This window comes from Acinetobacter sp. YH12129 (genome assembly GCF_013418685.1).
Lineage (GTDB): Bacteria > Pseudomonadota > Gammaproteobacteria > Pseudomonadales > Moraxellaceae > Acinetobacter > Acinetobacter amyesii.
The window spans coordinates 47,014-60,890 of record NZ_VPBP01000009.1; the positions used below are offsets into that span (position 1 = coordinate 47,014).

At 40.1% G+C, this 13,877-nt stretch carries 14 protein-coding genes; 3 read left to right on the top strand and 11 right to left on the bottom strand.

The annotated features are described in order from the left end of the window. The first annotated feature begins 101 nt into the window (after nucleotides 1-101). From FTU65_RS06800 to FTU65_RS06810, 3 genes are all read left to right on the top strand, one after another. Nucleotides 102-701 (top strand): YigZ family protein, encoded by a 600-nt coding sequence (locus tag FTU65_RS06800; protein WP_180003849.1) that lies wholly within the window; start codon nucleotides 102-104, stop codon nucleotides 699-701. Continuing rightward, entirely contained in the window at nucleotides 694-1,311 is a 618-nt protein-coding gene (locus FTU65_RS06805; protein WP_180003851.1) for a DapH/DapD/GlmU-related protein, read from the top strand. Before FTU65_RS06800 ends, FTU65_RS06805 begins: the two co-directional genes overlap by 8 nt. Before the next feature lie 130 nt (nucleotides 1,312-1,441). Next, on the top strand, nucleotides 1,442-2,284 hold the full coding sequence (locus FTU65_RS06810) for a universal stress protein (RefSeq protein ID WP_078193559.1): 843 nt from the start codon (nucleotides 1,442-1,444) through the stop codon (nucleotides 2,282-2,284). A 211-nt stretch (nucleotides 2,285-2,495) separates the two neighbouring features. On the opposite strand, the gene FTU65_RS06815 is transcribed toward FTU65_RS06810, so the two are convergent. The 11 genes from FTU65_RS06815 to FTU65_RS06855 form a co-directional block, all read right to left on the bottom strand. Further along, the gene (locus FTU65_RS06815) at nucleotides 2,496-3,161 is read right to left on the bottom strand and encodes an O-methyltransferase (protein ID WP_078193558.1); all 666 of its coding nucleotides are present in this window, start codon (nucleotides 3,159-3,161) and stop codon (nucleotides 2,496-2,498) included. Nucleotides 3,162-3,292: 131 nt separating this feature from the next. After that, nucleotides 3,293-4,015 (bottom strand): D-Ala-D-Ala carboxypeptidase family metallohydrolase, encoded by a 723-nt coding sequence (locus FTU65_RS06820; protein WP_078188751.1) that lies wholly within the window; start codon nucleotides 4,013-4,015, stop codon nucleotides 3,293-3,295. Nucleotides 4,016-4,153: 138 nt separating this feature from the next. Then, complete coding sequence (gene fdxA, locus FTU65_RS06825; RefSeq protein ID WP_004651686.1) at nucleotides 4,154-4,477, bottom strand: ferredoxin FdxA; 324 nt, start codon at nucleotides 4,475-4,477, stop codon at nucleotides 4,154-4,156. Nucleotides 4,478-4,862: 385 nt separating this feature from the next. Then, entirely contained in the window at nucleotides 4,863-7,493 is a 2,631-nt protein-coding gene (mutS, locus tag FTU65_RS06830; protein WP_180010141.1) for a DNA mismatch repair protein MutS, read from the bottom strand. A 518-nt stretch (nucleotides 7,494-8,011) separates the two neighbouring features. After that, nucleotides 8,012-8,110: a hypothetical protein gene (locus FTU65_RS16275; protein WP_257222568.1), complete on the bottom strand. Its 99-nt coding sequence runs from the start codon at nucleotides 8,108-8,110 to the stop codon at nucleotides 8,012-8,014. Between the two features lie 189 nt (nucleotides 8,111-8,299). Then, nucleotides 8,300-8,452 carry a hypothetical protein gene (locus FTU65_RS16280; RefSeq protein WP_257222962.1) on the bottom strand — a complete coding sequence of 51 codons (153 nt, stop codon included), beginning with the start codon at nucleotides 8,450-8,452 and terminating at the stop codon, nucleotides 8,300-8,302. A gap of 117 nt (nucleotides 8,453-8,569) precedes the next feature. After that, nucleotides 8,570-8,782, bottom strand: a complete 213-nt coding sequence (locus tag FTU65_RS16285) for a hypothetical protein (RefSeq protein ID WP_257222565.1) — start codon at nucleotides 8,780-8,782, stop codon at nucleotides 8,570-8,572. 250 nt (nucleotides 8,783-9,032) lie between these two features. Next, entirely contained in the window at nucleotides 9,033-11,000 is a 1,968-nt protein-coding gene (locus FTU65_RS06840; protein ID WP_373683043.1) for an esterase/lipase family protein, read from the bottom strand. Nucleotides 11,001-11,167: 167 nt separating this feature from the next. After that, the gene (locus FTU65_RS06845; protein WP_180003856.1) at nucleotides 11,168-12,082 is read right to left on the bottom strand and encodes an ABUW_2363 family tetratricopeptide repeat lipoprotein; all 915 of its coding nucleotides are present in this window, start codon (nucleotides 12,080-12,082) and stop codon (nucleotides 11,168-11,170) included. 105 nt (nucleotides 12,083-12,187) lie between these two features. Then, nucleotides 12,188-12,997, bottom strand: coding sequence for a serine O-acetyltransferase (cysE, locus tag FTU65_RS06850; protein ID WP_180003858.1), 810 nt, complete (start codon nucleotides 12,995-12,997; stop codon nucleotides 12,188-12,190). Continuing rightward, nucleotides 12,990-13,832, bottom strand: coding sequence for an RNA methyltransferase (locus FTU65_RS06855; protein ID WP_180003859.1), 843 nt, complete (start codon nucleotides 13,830-13,832; stop codon nucleotides 12,990-12,992). The genes cysE and FTU65_RS06855 overlap by 8 nt, the downstream gene beginning before the upstream one ends. Nucleotides 13,833-13,877 lie beyond the last annotated feature (45 nt).

Here is a 13,877-nt window from a genome sequence, read left to right on the forward strand (position 1 = left end):
AACGCAGTGCCAAGCAAGCCTCCAGTATTGGGGGCTTTTTTGTGGATGTAAGTCTTTCAAAAAACGCTATAATATCCGCTGATAGAGGATCTAAAGACGTTATGCCATTTACACTTGCCGCACAGTTTGAATATGAAGAAGACATAAAAAAAAGTCGTTTTCAAGCCATCGCAGTTTCTGTGGAAAATGAACAAGCCGTTAAAGAATTTCTCGAAGCCAATAAAGATATTTCAACAACACATCAGTGTTGGGCATGGAAAATTGGACATACCGTACGTTTTAATGATGATGGTGAGCCTTCAGGCACAGCAGGTCGGCCCATTCTAGCAACCATAGAAGGGAATGACCTAACCAACGTGTTGGTCTTGGTTAATCGCTGGTATGGTGGAATTAAGCTCGGGACTGGGGGCTTGGTACGTGCCTATGGTGGCTGTGCAGGTCAATGCCTGTTGCAGGCTGAAAAAATTGAACTTATTGAGAAGAAAAAAGTGCAATTTAGTTGTCAGTTTAATGAATGGGCAATTTTCCAATATGAACTCAATCAGCAGCAAATTGAATTTCAGGAAGACTATACAGCGCAGGGCGTAAATGTACTTGCATCATTACAAATTCATCAAATCCAACCGCTACAGTTAAAGATTCAAGATGTAACTCGCGGACGCGAACAACTGCATATCGTCGAGGCTGCTGAAGATGAATGAAATAGATCCATTATTGAAATATCGAGAGCAACATAAGCATCGTCTGAATTATATGCCTTGGTTGTATTGGTCACTCAAACCGAAAAATCGTGGTTGGGCTGAAGCTTGGCAACAGGAATATCAAGACTATCTCAAATCGATGGAAACCGTTGAAATTGGTGAAAACTGTTTTATATCGCCATTGGCTCATATTTTTGCCGAACCAGGACGTAAGATTGTTATTGGAGATAACAGCTTTATTGCGGCGGATTGCACTTTGCATGGCCCAATAGAAATAGGCAATGAAGTGGCGATCAATCATCACTGTATTTTAGATGGTGGGCGAGTGGGCATCAAAATTCACGATCAGGTTCGTATGGCGGCATATTGCCATTTATACGCTTTTGATCATGGAATGGATGTCAATCAACCGATCTATCAGCAGGCTGTACGATCACAAGGGATTGAGATAGAGCGTGATGTTTGGCTAGGTGCGCATGTTGGAATCAAGGATGGCATTCACATTGCTGAGCAGGCTGTAGTCGGCATGAACAGTATGGTGACGAAAAATGTTGAAGCGCGCGCAATAATTGCGGGAAATCCTGCAAAATTCATTCGATATCGCGAATAAATAATCGCCAAATAGGTCATAAATCGTTTTTATGCTTACACAAATGCATGCACAGTGAAACAGAGTTGTGATAAGTTAAAAATAACAAACAACATTTTATAGCCAAGCAATAATAAAACGAGGGCTAATCATGAAACGAGTTATCGCCTGTATCGACTCTTCTCCATGCATTAATGCACTAGCTGATGCTGCTGCTTGGGTTGCTAAACAAACTCACCGCGAGTTGGTTTTACTGCAAATACTTGATTACTATCCGGCAAGTTATCACTTAGGTGAAATCAGTGGCGTGATTGGGTTTGAAAGTAATGCCATGCTCTTAAAAGAACTCGCGGAGTTAGAACAAAAACAAAGTGATTTAGCGTTAGATTATAGTAATAACTTGCTCAAACACATTTCTGAAATGATCCAAGATAAGCATGGGATTCAAACCACCCATATTCAGGAAAAGGGTGACTTCTTAGAGCAAAGTTTTAATATTTTGCAAGATGACGATATTGTTTTAATTGGTCGCGTTGGTGAACGTTCAGCAGAGCGTAATAAGCCGCTGGGTAGTAATGTTGAAAACTTTATTCGTGGTGCAAGTTGTACAGTTATGACCGTAGGACCAACGTTTAAACCACCGACTCGCTTTATTTTTGCCTATGAATATTCGCCTAAATGCGTTGAGTTAATGAAGCGTGTGGCACAAAGTGATCTACTCAAACTCTTACAATGTCATTTGGTTTATGTTGGAGATCACCCACAAATCTTGGATGATCCAAAAAATTATTTAACCAATGCCGGTCTAGATGTGGTGACGGAATACCGTTATGGCGATGTTTCGGAAAATATTCTGGACTATCAACAAGAGCATGGCATTCAGTTAATCGTACTTGGCGCTTTTAGCCACAGTAAAATCCATCAGTTCTTCTTGGGCAGTATCACCACCAGTATTTTCAGAAATTCGAGTGTTCCATTGTTGGTTGTAAAATAAGTTGAGCAAACGAACAGAGTTGATTTAATAGACGGACAATTACGAGTAAATAAATAATAAGTTGTTGATTTAAAAATAATCAGAGTTATCCTCAAAAATTGTGGATAACTCTGTGTGTAGTATTTGTAGGTAATTGTTTTTAAAATAAAATATTGTATTGATTATTTTTTATACCTTTATTCGACGTGGCTAAAAAACACCTCGATTTAGATTATTTAACGATTGCAATCGCAAAACCATCATGACCTTTACAACCTACAGTTTGAAGTGCCGTGCAGGATAAAATTTTCGGATGATTTTGCATAGCTTTGAACATATCTCGGATACCTTCAATGCTTGGTTTATGGTTTTCAGCATTCAGAATCTCACCTGCACGAATCACATTGTCTAAAACAATCACTGTACCTGAATGAGATAAATTTAAGCTTAATTCTAAATATTCAGGGTAGCTCTGTTTGTCTGCATCGACAAAAATAAAGTCAAAAGGTTCGGTATCTTCAGGAAGGGCACGTAAAATATCTGCCGCACGACCACATTTCAGTTCTATCGTTTGTGCAAGCTTTGCATTATCAATATTTTCTTGACCGAGGGCAGCATGTGTATCACGACCTTCAATGGTCAGAATGTAACCATCTTCAGGTAAGGCACGTGCTAACCACATGGTGCTATAGGCTGCAAAAGTTCCAAGTTCTAAAACGCGTTTACACTTGTTCATTTGGATTAACATTTGAAGCAGCATGCCTTGATTAGCCGCTACAGCAAGATGATCAGGAAAGCCACGTTCATCTGTATGTTGAAGTGTTTGGGTCAGTATTGGATCTTCAGGAATTAAATGTGAATCGATGTAAGCATCAATGTCTGTCCACATTTGTTGCATGTTGTCGCACCTCGTGATTGATGCAAGCATTTTAAACCTTTCCACTAACATCGCAATTTATTGTTCTGTATTTGCATATTTTATGCACAAAAAAGACCTCCGAAGAGGTCTTGATATGACGATGTAATGTTTTAGTAATTACACATTGATGAGCGGCTTGAGTGATCAGGCCCCCAAGTACGGTAGCCTTGAGTATCAATATGAATTTGTCCGCTGGCATATAAACCAAGACCCATATTGAGACTTTGCCCATGTTGTGACCAAAACTGGCATAAACGGAACTTGGTGTTTTCAATATAACTATAGTCTTCGGGCTGCGGGTACGCAGGTCCAATACGGAAATCAATCGCAGAGTTGTATAAGTGACGAGATGAACTTGCACCACCGGCACACTGGTTCAAAGGCAAATCACGATAAACCGATGTCACTTCAAAGTCCGTTAAGATATTGGCAGCTACTAAATATTTAAAGACACGTAAGGTTGCAATTTGGTTTTGCCATAATTCACGGTTAGGTACCATATATTCTGAGCGACCACATTTTTGCCAGTCACGTGCAGTACGCATCAACTCAAATGATGGAATGATATTGCCTACACCATTTTTCTCTAAAAAGACTTCATAGTCTCGAACGCGACGTAAATTATCGACAGACGCGACCCACGAATTGTAGGCATAAGGCACCACTTTAGGCGGGGCTTGTCTGATGGTCGTCACTTTTTCTTGAGGTATGTAAATACGTTTACCGTCGGGAGTTGTAATAGTGTGACCTTGTTTTTGTGGTGTAGTTGTACAACCAATGAAAACAAGAGGGAATATTGCAACGGACAATAATCCCTTGAGTAAATGCTTCATTATAGAAATCAATTATTTATAAACTCGTTCTATTTTAATCCAATTTGATTGAGAAAATTTGAATAATTTGCAATGAAATGTGTGCTTTAAGTATAAAAAAAGATCAGCATGTGCTGATCTTTTCATGAAAGCGTAAAATTACTTTTCAAGATATTGTAATTTATCAGCTTTACCGTTCCATTCTTCACGGTCGGCAGGTTGATCACCAATTTGAGTGATGTTCGGCCATTTTTGAGAAAGTTCAGTATTAAGTTCGATAAATACTTCTTGACCTTCAGGTAACTCATCTTCAGAGAAAATCGCGTTAGCTGGACACTCAGGTTCACATAGCGCACAGTCGATACATTCATCTGGATTAATAACAAGGAAGTTTGGACCTTCATAGAAACAGTCAACAGGGCAAACTTCTACGCAGTCTTGATATTTACATTTAATACAGTTTTCAGTGACAACAAAGGTCATGGCGACAGCTACCTAAAAAATATGGTTCTAATAAACTAATGGTGTATTTTAGGCAAAAAATAGGGTAACTAACAATTCCTTTTATTGATAATTATTATATGCAGTGCTGTTAAAATCACTAAAAACTGAACAATTTATGTAAATTTCACAATGAATGAGAATCATACTCAAAAACTAATTAAATTACATCTGTTTATCGAACAATATTTTTATGTGCATTTTAAGCATGAAACATTTTAGAACATTAATTTTTTATCAATTTATTGCTGAATAGCCGCAGTAGTAGATAGCAAACATTCACTAATTTACGCGTTTGAATGGTGTCAATGCAAAGAACACCTTCATTGGTGTTCTTTGCATATCTCATCTATCGCTTCTGCTCAATTTAGATCTTAAGTAAATCCTTTAAAGCGTAAAGCTGTTGTAATGCTTCACGTGGACTTAAGTTATCGATATCAATATCTGCTAAGGCATCAAGTACGGGCGATGTTTTTTCAACTTCAACTACGCGTTCAATGACTTCAGGCTCTGCGAGTGCCGAGAATAGATCGGTTTGTACAGCCGTATTGAGTTGCTGTTTTTGCTGAGTTTCTAATATATGAAGGCGATTTTGCGCTTCTTTGATCACAGCTGCAGGAATACCTGCAAGCTTTGCCACCTGTAGACCATGACTTTGACTCGCTGGGCCTTGTTGAACTTTATGCAGTAAGATCAGGTTGCCATTTAGCTCACGAGCAGTCACATGATAGTTATCTATATTGGCGTCTTTGCCTAACTCGGTGAGCTCAAAATAATGCGTTGCAAATAGGCATAAACATTTAATGCGACGGGTGAGATCGAGCACACATGCCCACGCCAAAGATAAGCCATCATAGGTACTCGTACCACGTCCGACTTCATCCATCAGTACCAATGATTGATTGGTCGCATGATGTAGAATCTGTGAGGTTTCAGTCATTTCCACCATGAAGGTTGATTTACCAGTAGACAAGTCGTCTGCAGATCCGATACGGGTAAATATCCGATCGATCGGCCCTAATACGGCAGATTGGGCAGGGACAAAGCTACCACAGTAGGCTAATAAGCTGATTAAGGCAGTTTGGCGCATAAAGGTCGATTTACCGCCCATATTTGGCCCTGTGATAATCGCCATACGGTGATTAAAGTCCAAACTGGTATCATTTGGGGTAAATGCCGATTTGCTCAGAGATTCCACAACAGGGTGACGTCCGGCTTTGATTTTGATCCCAACTTCAGGGCTATATTCAGGACGTGACCAATTGCGTAATCGAGCTTGATGGGCAAAATTGGCCAATAAATCTATTTGCGCTATAGCGGCGCTCATCATTTGTAAGTTGCCAATATCTGCACGTAACTCATCAAGTAATAGCTCAAAGAGCATTTTTTCGCGCGCTAATGCACGTGACTCACTCGAAAGCACCTTATCTTCAAAAGATTTCAGCTCAGGGGTAATGTAGCGTTCCGCATTTTTTAGGGTTTGGCGGCGAATATAATGATCAGGTGCTTGCTCAGCCTGCGCTCGAGTGAGTTCAATATAGTAGCCACTGACACGGTTATAGCCAATTTTTAAGGTTGAAATTCCGGTTTGTTCACGCTCTTTGATTTCGAGATCGATGAGGAATTGTCCTGCATGGTCACGAATTTTACGCAGTTCATCGAGTTCAGTGTCGAAACCCTCGGCAATCACATTACCATCACGTAAAAGCACTGGCGGGTTTTCTACGATGGCAGACATGAGACGCTCATGTAAGCCGTGAAAATCACCCATTTCATCATTTAACTGAGCAATGAGCTTAGATTGGTGTGACTGAATGATCGGTTCAAGTGCATGTCGAAGATAGGGAATTTGTGCACAAGTTTGACGTAACTGAACTAGGTCTCGTGGACGAGCACTGCCGAGAGCTACACGAGATAGCACACGTTCAATATCACCAATTTCTTTGAGAACTAAGCGGATCGGAGACTCATGATAGCCTTGCAGCATCGCTTGTGATGCATCTAAACGTGCATCCAATAAAGCGGTATCTCGTAAAGGCTGCATTAAGGTACGACTTAATAGACGGCCACCCATCGCAGTTTGGCAATCATTGATCAGTTGGAACAGGGAAGTGCCATGTTCAAATAAAGGATCAATCAGTTCTAAGTTACGACGAGTGACGGGATCGAGCGCCACGAAATCACTACTTTGTTCGAGTTGAATGCTGCGAATATGGGGTAAAGCGGTTTTTTGAGTGACTTTTGCATAGTGAATCAAAGCCGCCGCGGCAGCTTTCGCCAAAGGCAAATGGTCAATACCAAAACCTGAAAGTGTGGCTACGGCAAATTGATCACATAGGGTTTTTTGCGCATTATTTAAATTGAAGTCGACGTTTGGACGCTTGGTAACAGGGCAGTCTAATTGACGTTTAATTTGCTCAACAATATTCGGGTCAATAAGATCTTCATCAATCAAAATTTCGCTCGGCATTAAGCGAGAAAGTTCGATTGCCAATTGTTCCAGTTGATAGTCCATTTGCTGAACTTTGAAAATACCTGCACTGAGGTCCAGTAAAGCAATCCCGATTTGATTTTGTTGTAAGCAGATTGCGACTAAATTAGAACTTTGATGAGAGGCAATCAGTGCATCATCCGTTAATGTCCCTGGGGTAATGATACGGACAATACCGCGCTCAACCGGCCCTTTGCCTGTCACCTCACCAATTTGCTCGCAGATCACCACTGTTTCACCTTTTTTTACAAGGCGGGCTAAATAGCCTTCAGCAGCATGGTATGGGACACCTGCCATTGGAATAGGCTCACCATTGGCTTTACCACGATGTGTCAGTGTAATTCCTAAGAGTTTTGCTGCTTTATGCGCATCTTCAAAAAAGAGCTCATAAAAATCACCCATCCGATAAAACATCAGTGAATGCGGATTTTGCATTTTGACTGACATGTACTGTTGCATCATCGGGGTCAGGGTTGAAAGGTCAACTTTGGAATTATCAGCTTGCATGAAACGAAATACCTTAAAATAAAAATTTGTGCGCTGCTAAACGAAAAACACTGTTTTGATGAAAATTGGATTTAGAAAAAGTCCTTATATTTATTTTGTCTCTTCATTCAAAACCACAGGTGTACGTTAACAAATCGTGTTGCTGATTCTAGCAAAAAAAGTGGTAGGAAAATGCCAGAAAAGGTTTGTCTGCATGTAAAAAAAGCAGTCAAAATATTATTTATAAACGCTAAAAAGTCTGTGTGTAAATTCAATAATGGATACATTTACAAAGCGATAAACTGACTCAAACATCAAGCTGCGCTTCAGCCTGAGCTAATCGATATTGGTTGCGACAGCTACCTTTTGCAAGGTAAAGTGCACGATCGGCAGCCTATATAAATTTCTGAATTTGATAAGATTTGGATGGAATGATCGTTTCCGTACCGATGCTAATCTTCACAAATTTAGACATATGGCTGGCTGGATGTGGAAGTTCGAGTGATTAAATTCTGCGTAATAAATCGGCTGCCAAAGGTTCAATTTTCAGCTTCAGTTAACACCCTAAAGAGGAGTAAAAACTCTTCGCTGCCATAGTGTGCAGCTAACTCACCATTTCGATTAGTGATTTGAGACAAAACCTCTGCAATTTGGGTCAGGCAGATGTCACCCGCCTGATGACCTAAATGATCATTTTAATTTTCAAAAATTCGATATCGATCACTATGATGCTTAAAGGCTGTTGATGGCGTAGGGCATAATGCCATAGCTGTTCTAAAGCTCCTTATAACGGACAACGGTTTGCTAGCCCAGTCAGTGGTCATGTTCTACCAACCCGCAACCATGGCAATATATAAACGCATACCAACAAAGGCATAGATGATGACCAAGGCATACTTCATGGCTGCATGTAATAGCGCATCATTGTGATCATTACCAATCACAGTAAAGATGATAAATATGATTGCAACAGCGCACATCGAGCCTAGACAAGTATAAACATTAAAATAAGGGGTTAATGCGGAAAAAAAGAAAAATCCCATGCAATCAGAATGATAAACACTACCCAAATATACAAAGGAATCTACAAAACTGCGTTATGGAATCACTTGATAAATCCCCGAACATAACAGGGCATACAGGAGAAAAATAATGATCCCGCGAAAACGAAATTCTTTCGCCGCTTCATCACGGTAGAGCGGCTGATAAATGGATTCTAAATTTGGCGTAAAATAAACTTTATTTAATCTATTTTTGATTAAACTCTCTATTTCATCCCGATGAAGTAACTTTGAGCCTTTTAATTTCATAATTCGATATGCTCATAAAAAATTTAGGATATGTGCACAACTTTTTTGTCTATATTTAACCCGTATTTATCTCTAATATAAGATTTGTATAAAATTTAACAAGTGATTTTGAGTTTTAAAATGATTAAAAAATAAAGGCTTATATAATAATTATGTGAATAATGGCATATTCAAGTAAATGCAGAAATGAAAAAAACCGATCCTGAGATCGGTTTTAAAATATGTAGATCGAATTAAATGTTGTATTGCATTATGGTTTATAGAGGCCAAGTTCAATCAAATGCAGTCGTAGTATACGGCGCAGTTCAAGTACAGCTTCTGGGGTTTCTTGAATCGAATGACCACCTTTAATGATCTTTTCTGAAACAGCACCCTCTAAATGCGCACTGGTGTATGGCACGACATCATCCGAGATTACATTTTTATCTTGGCTATTGGTGTTATTTCCCATAATTGAATGAAACTTCAAACCTTTACGTGGCTGAATATCTTCAGTGAGCGCAATAAATTTGGATTGGTGGCTTAAGTCACTTGGTCCATTTTGGATTAAGCCGTGGTCGATTTCACGGAATAAATCTTTCAGGTCTTCTTCCTGAGTTAACACATCACCCATGGCTGATAAGAAAGCGCCCGGAAGTTTAATGATTTTTCGAGCAGCTTTGGTAAACCAACGATCTGCGTATTCAGTACCACGATGCGGTGCAGCCAAGAAAATCGCACGGCTGAAATTTGGAATATCGTCAATTACCATACGCTGCTTCACGACTGGAATATTGCGGTACTGATTTAATTGACGTGAGTTCATCATTTTCAAAGCAGATTGTGTGGTATCGGCTTGGCTAACCAGTAGTCGTGCAATAATTCCGCCCATACTATGACCAACTAAAACCGCATCTTTTTTAGCTGCAGCATTGGCGTCGACTTTATTAAAAGTTTGAGTCAATATGGAATAAATTTGGAAGCGGCTTTCAATAATCGGCATGTTGGTTGAGTAGAACACTTGCCACACTTGATAGTGCTCACGTAGCACTGAATCGCCCATAATATCGTTGGTGAGACGAATCCATGCTTCAGGGCTACTAGCAAGACCATGTACCAAAACGATGACTTTTTTGTCAGGATTATATGGTTCAAGCATGTATAAATGTGGCATCGTGAGTTTTTCATCACGGTCAATCAGGGATAAATACGCTGCCTTGCCCAAGTTGTTTTGTGCTAACCAAAGACCATAAGGTGCAGAAAAATTGGCTGCAAGGGCATAGTTTTTATTGGCAATATTGACCTGTTCATATTTGTACGGGTCGTAAGCCTTAATTTGAAACTCATGCTGATTTAAAATTTGATCAACTGAAGTTGTGGTGCTTACAGGTTCCGCTGTTAAGGTTGCAGCTAAATAGCGCGCTTGATGGATATTAGGGTTTGAACCAGACGGATATTTAAAATCTATTGGGTTGATAATGTATTTGGCTTTGCCTGTTTCAACTGTATGTTCTTCGGGTAAAACCACAAGGAATTCGGAACCAAAACCATCTCGGCGGGTAATTGAACGTAAACCTGAGAAGTTGAGGTTATAGGTTGACATCAATTGTTCAATTTTACGATTTTTGAGTTCTGGGTAATGGCTGAAGTCAATATGATAGGTGGTTTGTCCGACTTTGATCTGTTGGGTGACTTCTTGCGGTTTATAACGTAGTGCATAGCTGCTAACCAGTTTAGCAATCCCTTGATTATAGAAATCTCGGATTTGAACTTGGCGGTTATCAAAAATACGGTCAGCAGGCGCACGTTTGGTTTTAAACATATAGGCATAGCTATAGCGAATACTTTTATCCAGTAGCGTCAGCTGTTGATCTAAACATTTGTTATAAGTGTCTTGTTCAATTTTTTGTTTTTCTTCTGATTTGTGGCTACTCAGTAAACCTAATTTACAGGCAGAAGAAGACTCATATTCAATGGCTTTTGCTAAATATAATTCACTTGCCGTAGACAGTAACTGTTCGTCTTGAATTTGTGGGATTTGTTGTAGTTCATCAACACAGGCTTTCGGGTCTTCTATACACGCTTTGGCTTCACGACCTGTCATCGACAAGACATTTAAACTGGCTTCGCTGAGTTTGTTTCGAGAAATAATACTTTCACGTTCATTGGCAATAGAAACGTTGAGTTTTTGGTTTTTGACACTGACGACCTGACATCCACTCAGGACGCTGGTACTCATGATTCCAAGGAGCAGTATTGTTTTAGTATTTAGCTGCATAAAGGGGTCGCACATTGGGTTAAATATTTTCAAATCATACGATAATTGTCAGGATTTTCAATTCGCCATAAATGAAAAAAGACCGTTAAAACGGTCTTTTTTCAAAAGTATTTTCTAAATCGTTACAATTAAGACGCAGCTTTAGGCGGATTTAAAACTTGCCAAACATTCCAACGGCCTTGCTTTTCAATTTCTTGAATTAAGCGGTCAGCGACTTCGCCTTCTTGTGGGTATTTCACTTTGTAGTTCTTTAAGACCTGAATCGCGTTCTTTTTTTGTTCCATCGCAATATAGTTATTTGCTGCAGAAAGATAGGCTTCTTGAACACCTGCTTTCATCGCTTTGTCTAAGTATGGAATCGCTTCACGTTGACCACCACCTTCAGATAAACCAAAACCGAACCAGAAGTTTGCTTCAGCATCATCTTGGTTGATTTTTAAAATACGTTGTGCGTAAGTTAATGATTTAGTTGTGTACACAGAACCTAAGTCGAGGTTACGTGCCATCACACTGGCTTTAAATGCACGAACTAAAATATCAAAAGAAGCATTGTCTTTAGACGCAAGCGTATCTAATTTTTGCGTCACTTCTTTAAGTTTAAGCTCAAACCCTTTGCGTTCTTGGCGTTGAACAAAACGTGGTGGATAGTGACGTGCTTTACCTTCAACAAGCTGTAAGAAATCATCAATTTCAGTAATGTCGATTTCATTGTCACCTGCTAAAGCAGCAAATTTCATCGAACGTTCTTTGCTGTCAACAGTGGGGATAATCAGGCGGTTTTCTTCAAGAGTTAATTGCTTAGATGGGTCGGTTGGGCTAGTTACCACCATCTTAGTCACAGGCTGTGCTGCAGCTTTTTGTAAATTTAATTCAAAAGGAGGTGGTGCATCGTAGTTAAATGGGTTGAGTGCGTAGAAAGGTGGAGTCAGTTCAGGCTCTACAAAAATCATGGCATCTTTAGGAGCATTATTTTTAGTTGGGGCGCTTCCACAAGCGGCAAGGGTTAAAGCAATACAAGCAACTGCCAAGGGCTTAAGCGTCATATGATTCATCCATTAATTTATTTTATACAAAAAAGCATGTTGGTCAGTCTAAAAAAACTCTGAACAACATGCAAGTTAAAGGCAACTTATTATGATTGCTTTTGGTTAAGCTTTAGATTGATTACTTTGAGCTTCGCATTCGCGGCGCACATCTTCAATGATTTTAAGTTCTTCCTGACTAAAAGGTTGTTCATTAAGCTGTTGCTTTTTGAACGTTGGGTCAAGGAGAGACAAACGCTGACACAAATTATTCATACGTTTTTCATTGTGCTGAATACGATCTAACAACACACGCATACCTTCTAACATTGGGTCAGTTTGGTCTTGTGTTGCAGCATACGGTTGGAAACCAATACTTTCTGCATAATCGCGACGACGGCTTTCAGCTTCATCTTTTGGCTTATCTTTCGTGATAAAGCGTGCTGGATTACCTACAGCGGTAGTATCCGCAGGAACTTCTTTGGTCACCACGGCATTTGAGCCGACTTTGGCATTTTTACCTACCGTAAATGGGCCTAAGATCTTTGCACCAGCGCCAACCACTACGCCATCTTCCAAGGTGGGGTGACGTTTGCCTTTATTCCAAGTTGTGCCCCCTAAGGTCACACCATGGTAAAGGGTGACATCATCACCAATTTCAGCTGTTTCACCAATCACCACACCCATACCATGGTCAATGAAGAAACGACGACCGATTTTCGCACCCGGATGAATCTCAATGCCTGTGGCAAAGCGGCTAAAAGAAGACAATAGACGAGCTGAGCCTTTACACTCTTTTTTCCAAAGTTCATGTGCCATACGATGCATGATTAAGGCATGAATTCCTGGATAAGTCGTTAAGACTTCGAGCGTATTTCGTGCAGCAGGATCGCGCGCGAATACAGCCTGTATATCTTCTTTGAGCTGCTTAAGCATTAGATTGATCCTCATTGTCTGTAGATTTTTTCCATGTTCCGTTATTTAAAGCCTGTACTCGGCTAAAGATGCCACGTAATAAGTGGTATTCCATACGATCTAATTGTATACGTCCAAATAGGCGACGCAAGCGTAAAGGTAATAATCTTGGATTTTTTGGATCCATAAATTCAATCTCTGCCAGCATTTTTTCAATATGCGGGTAGAACTGTTCCATCATTTCATGGGTCACCAAAGGTTCATCCCATTCCATATCGATGTCATCGGTAACATGCATATTGGCATCAGGATTTGCAGTTAACTCAGTATGTGCAAGGGCGGCCATGCGCATTTCATAGCAAATGACTTGAATCGCTTGGGCAACGTTTAAGACGCCATATTCAGTATTCACTGGAATAGTGACATGGTAGTTGGCCATTGCCAATTCTTCATTGGTCAAACCACGGTCTTCACGGCCAAACACCACGGCAATTTCTTGCTGTTGTTCGCAGACCGCTTTGAGAGACATTTCGGCAGCAGGGCGAGCGTCAAGTAATGGCCATGGGATGGTACGACTACGCGCACTAGTACCAAAGATAATATGACAATCTTTAATGGCTTCTTCTAATGATTCAACGATTTCAATTTGATCAATTAAATCGACAGCACCGGCAGCCAAAGCATTAATGTCAGGATGCGGGTAAGTCTTCGGTGCAACTAAGACCAGCTTTGAAAGTCCCATGGTTTTCATGGCACGTAATGCACTACCAATATTTGCGGGTAATGTTGTATTCACCATGACAATACGCACATGGGAGAGATGTGCTGAAACCGCAGCATTGTCAGTTTGATTCATGATATTTCCAATATGTTTATTTAAAAAAGCAGTTCAAACAGCGTT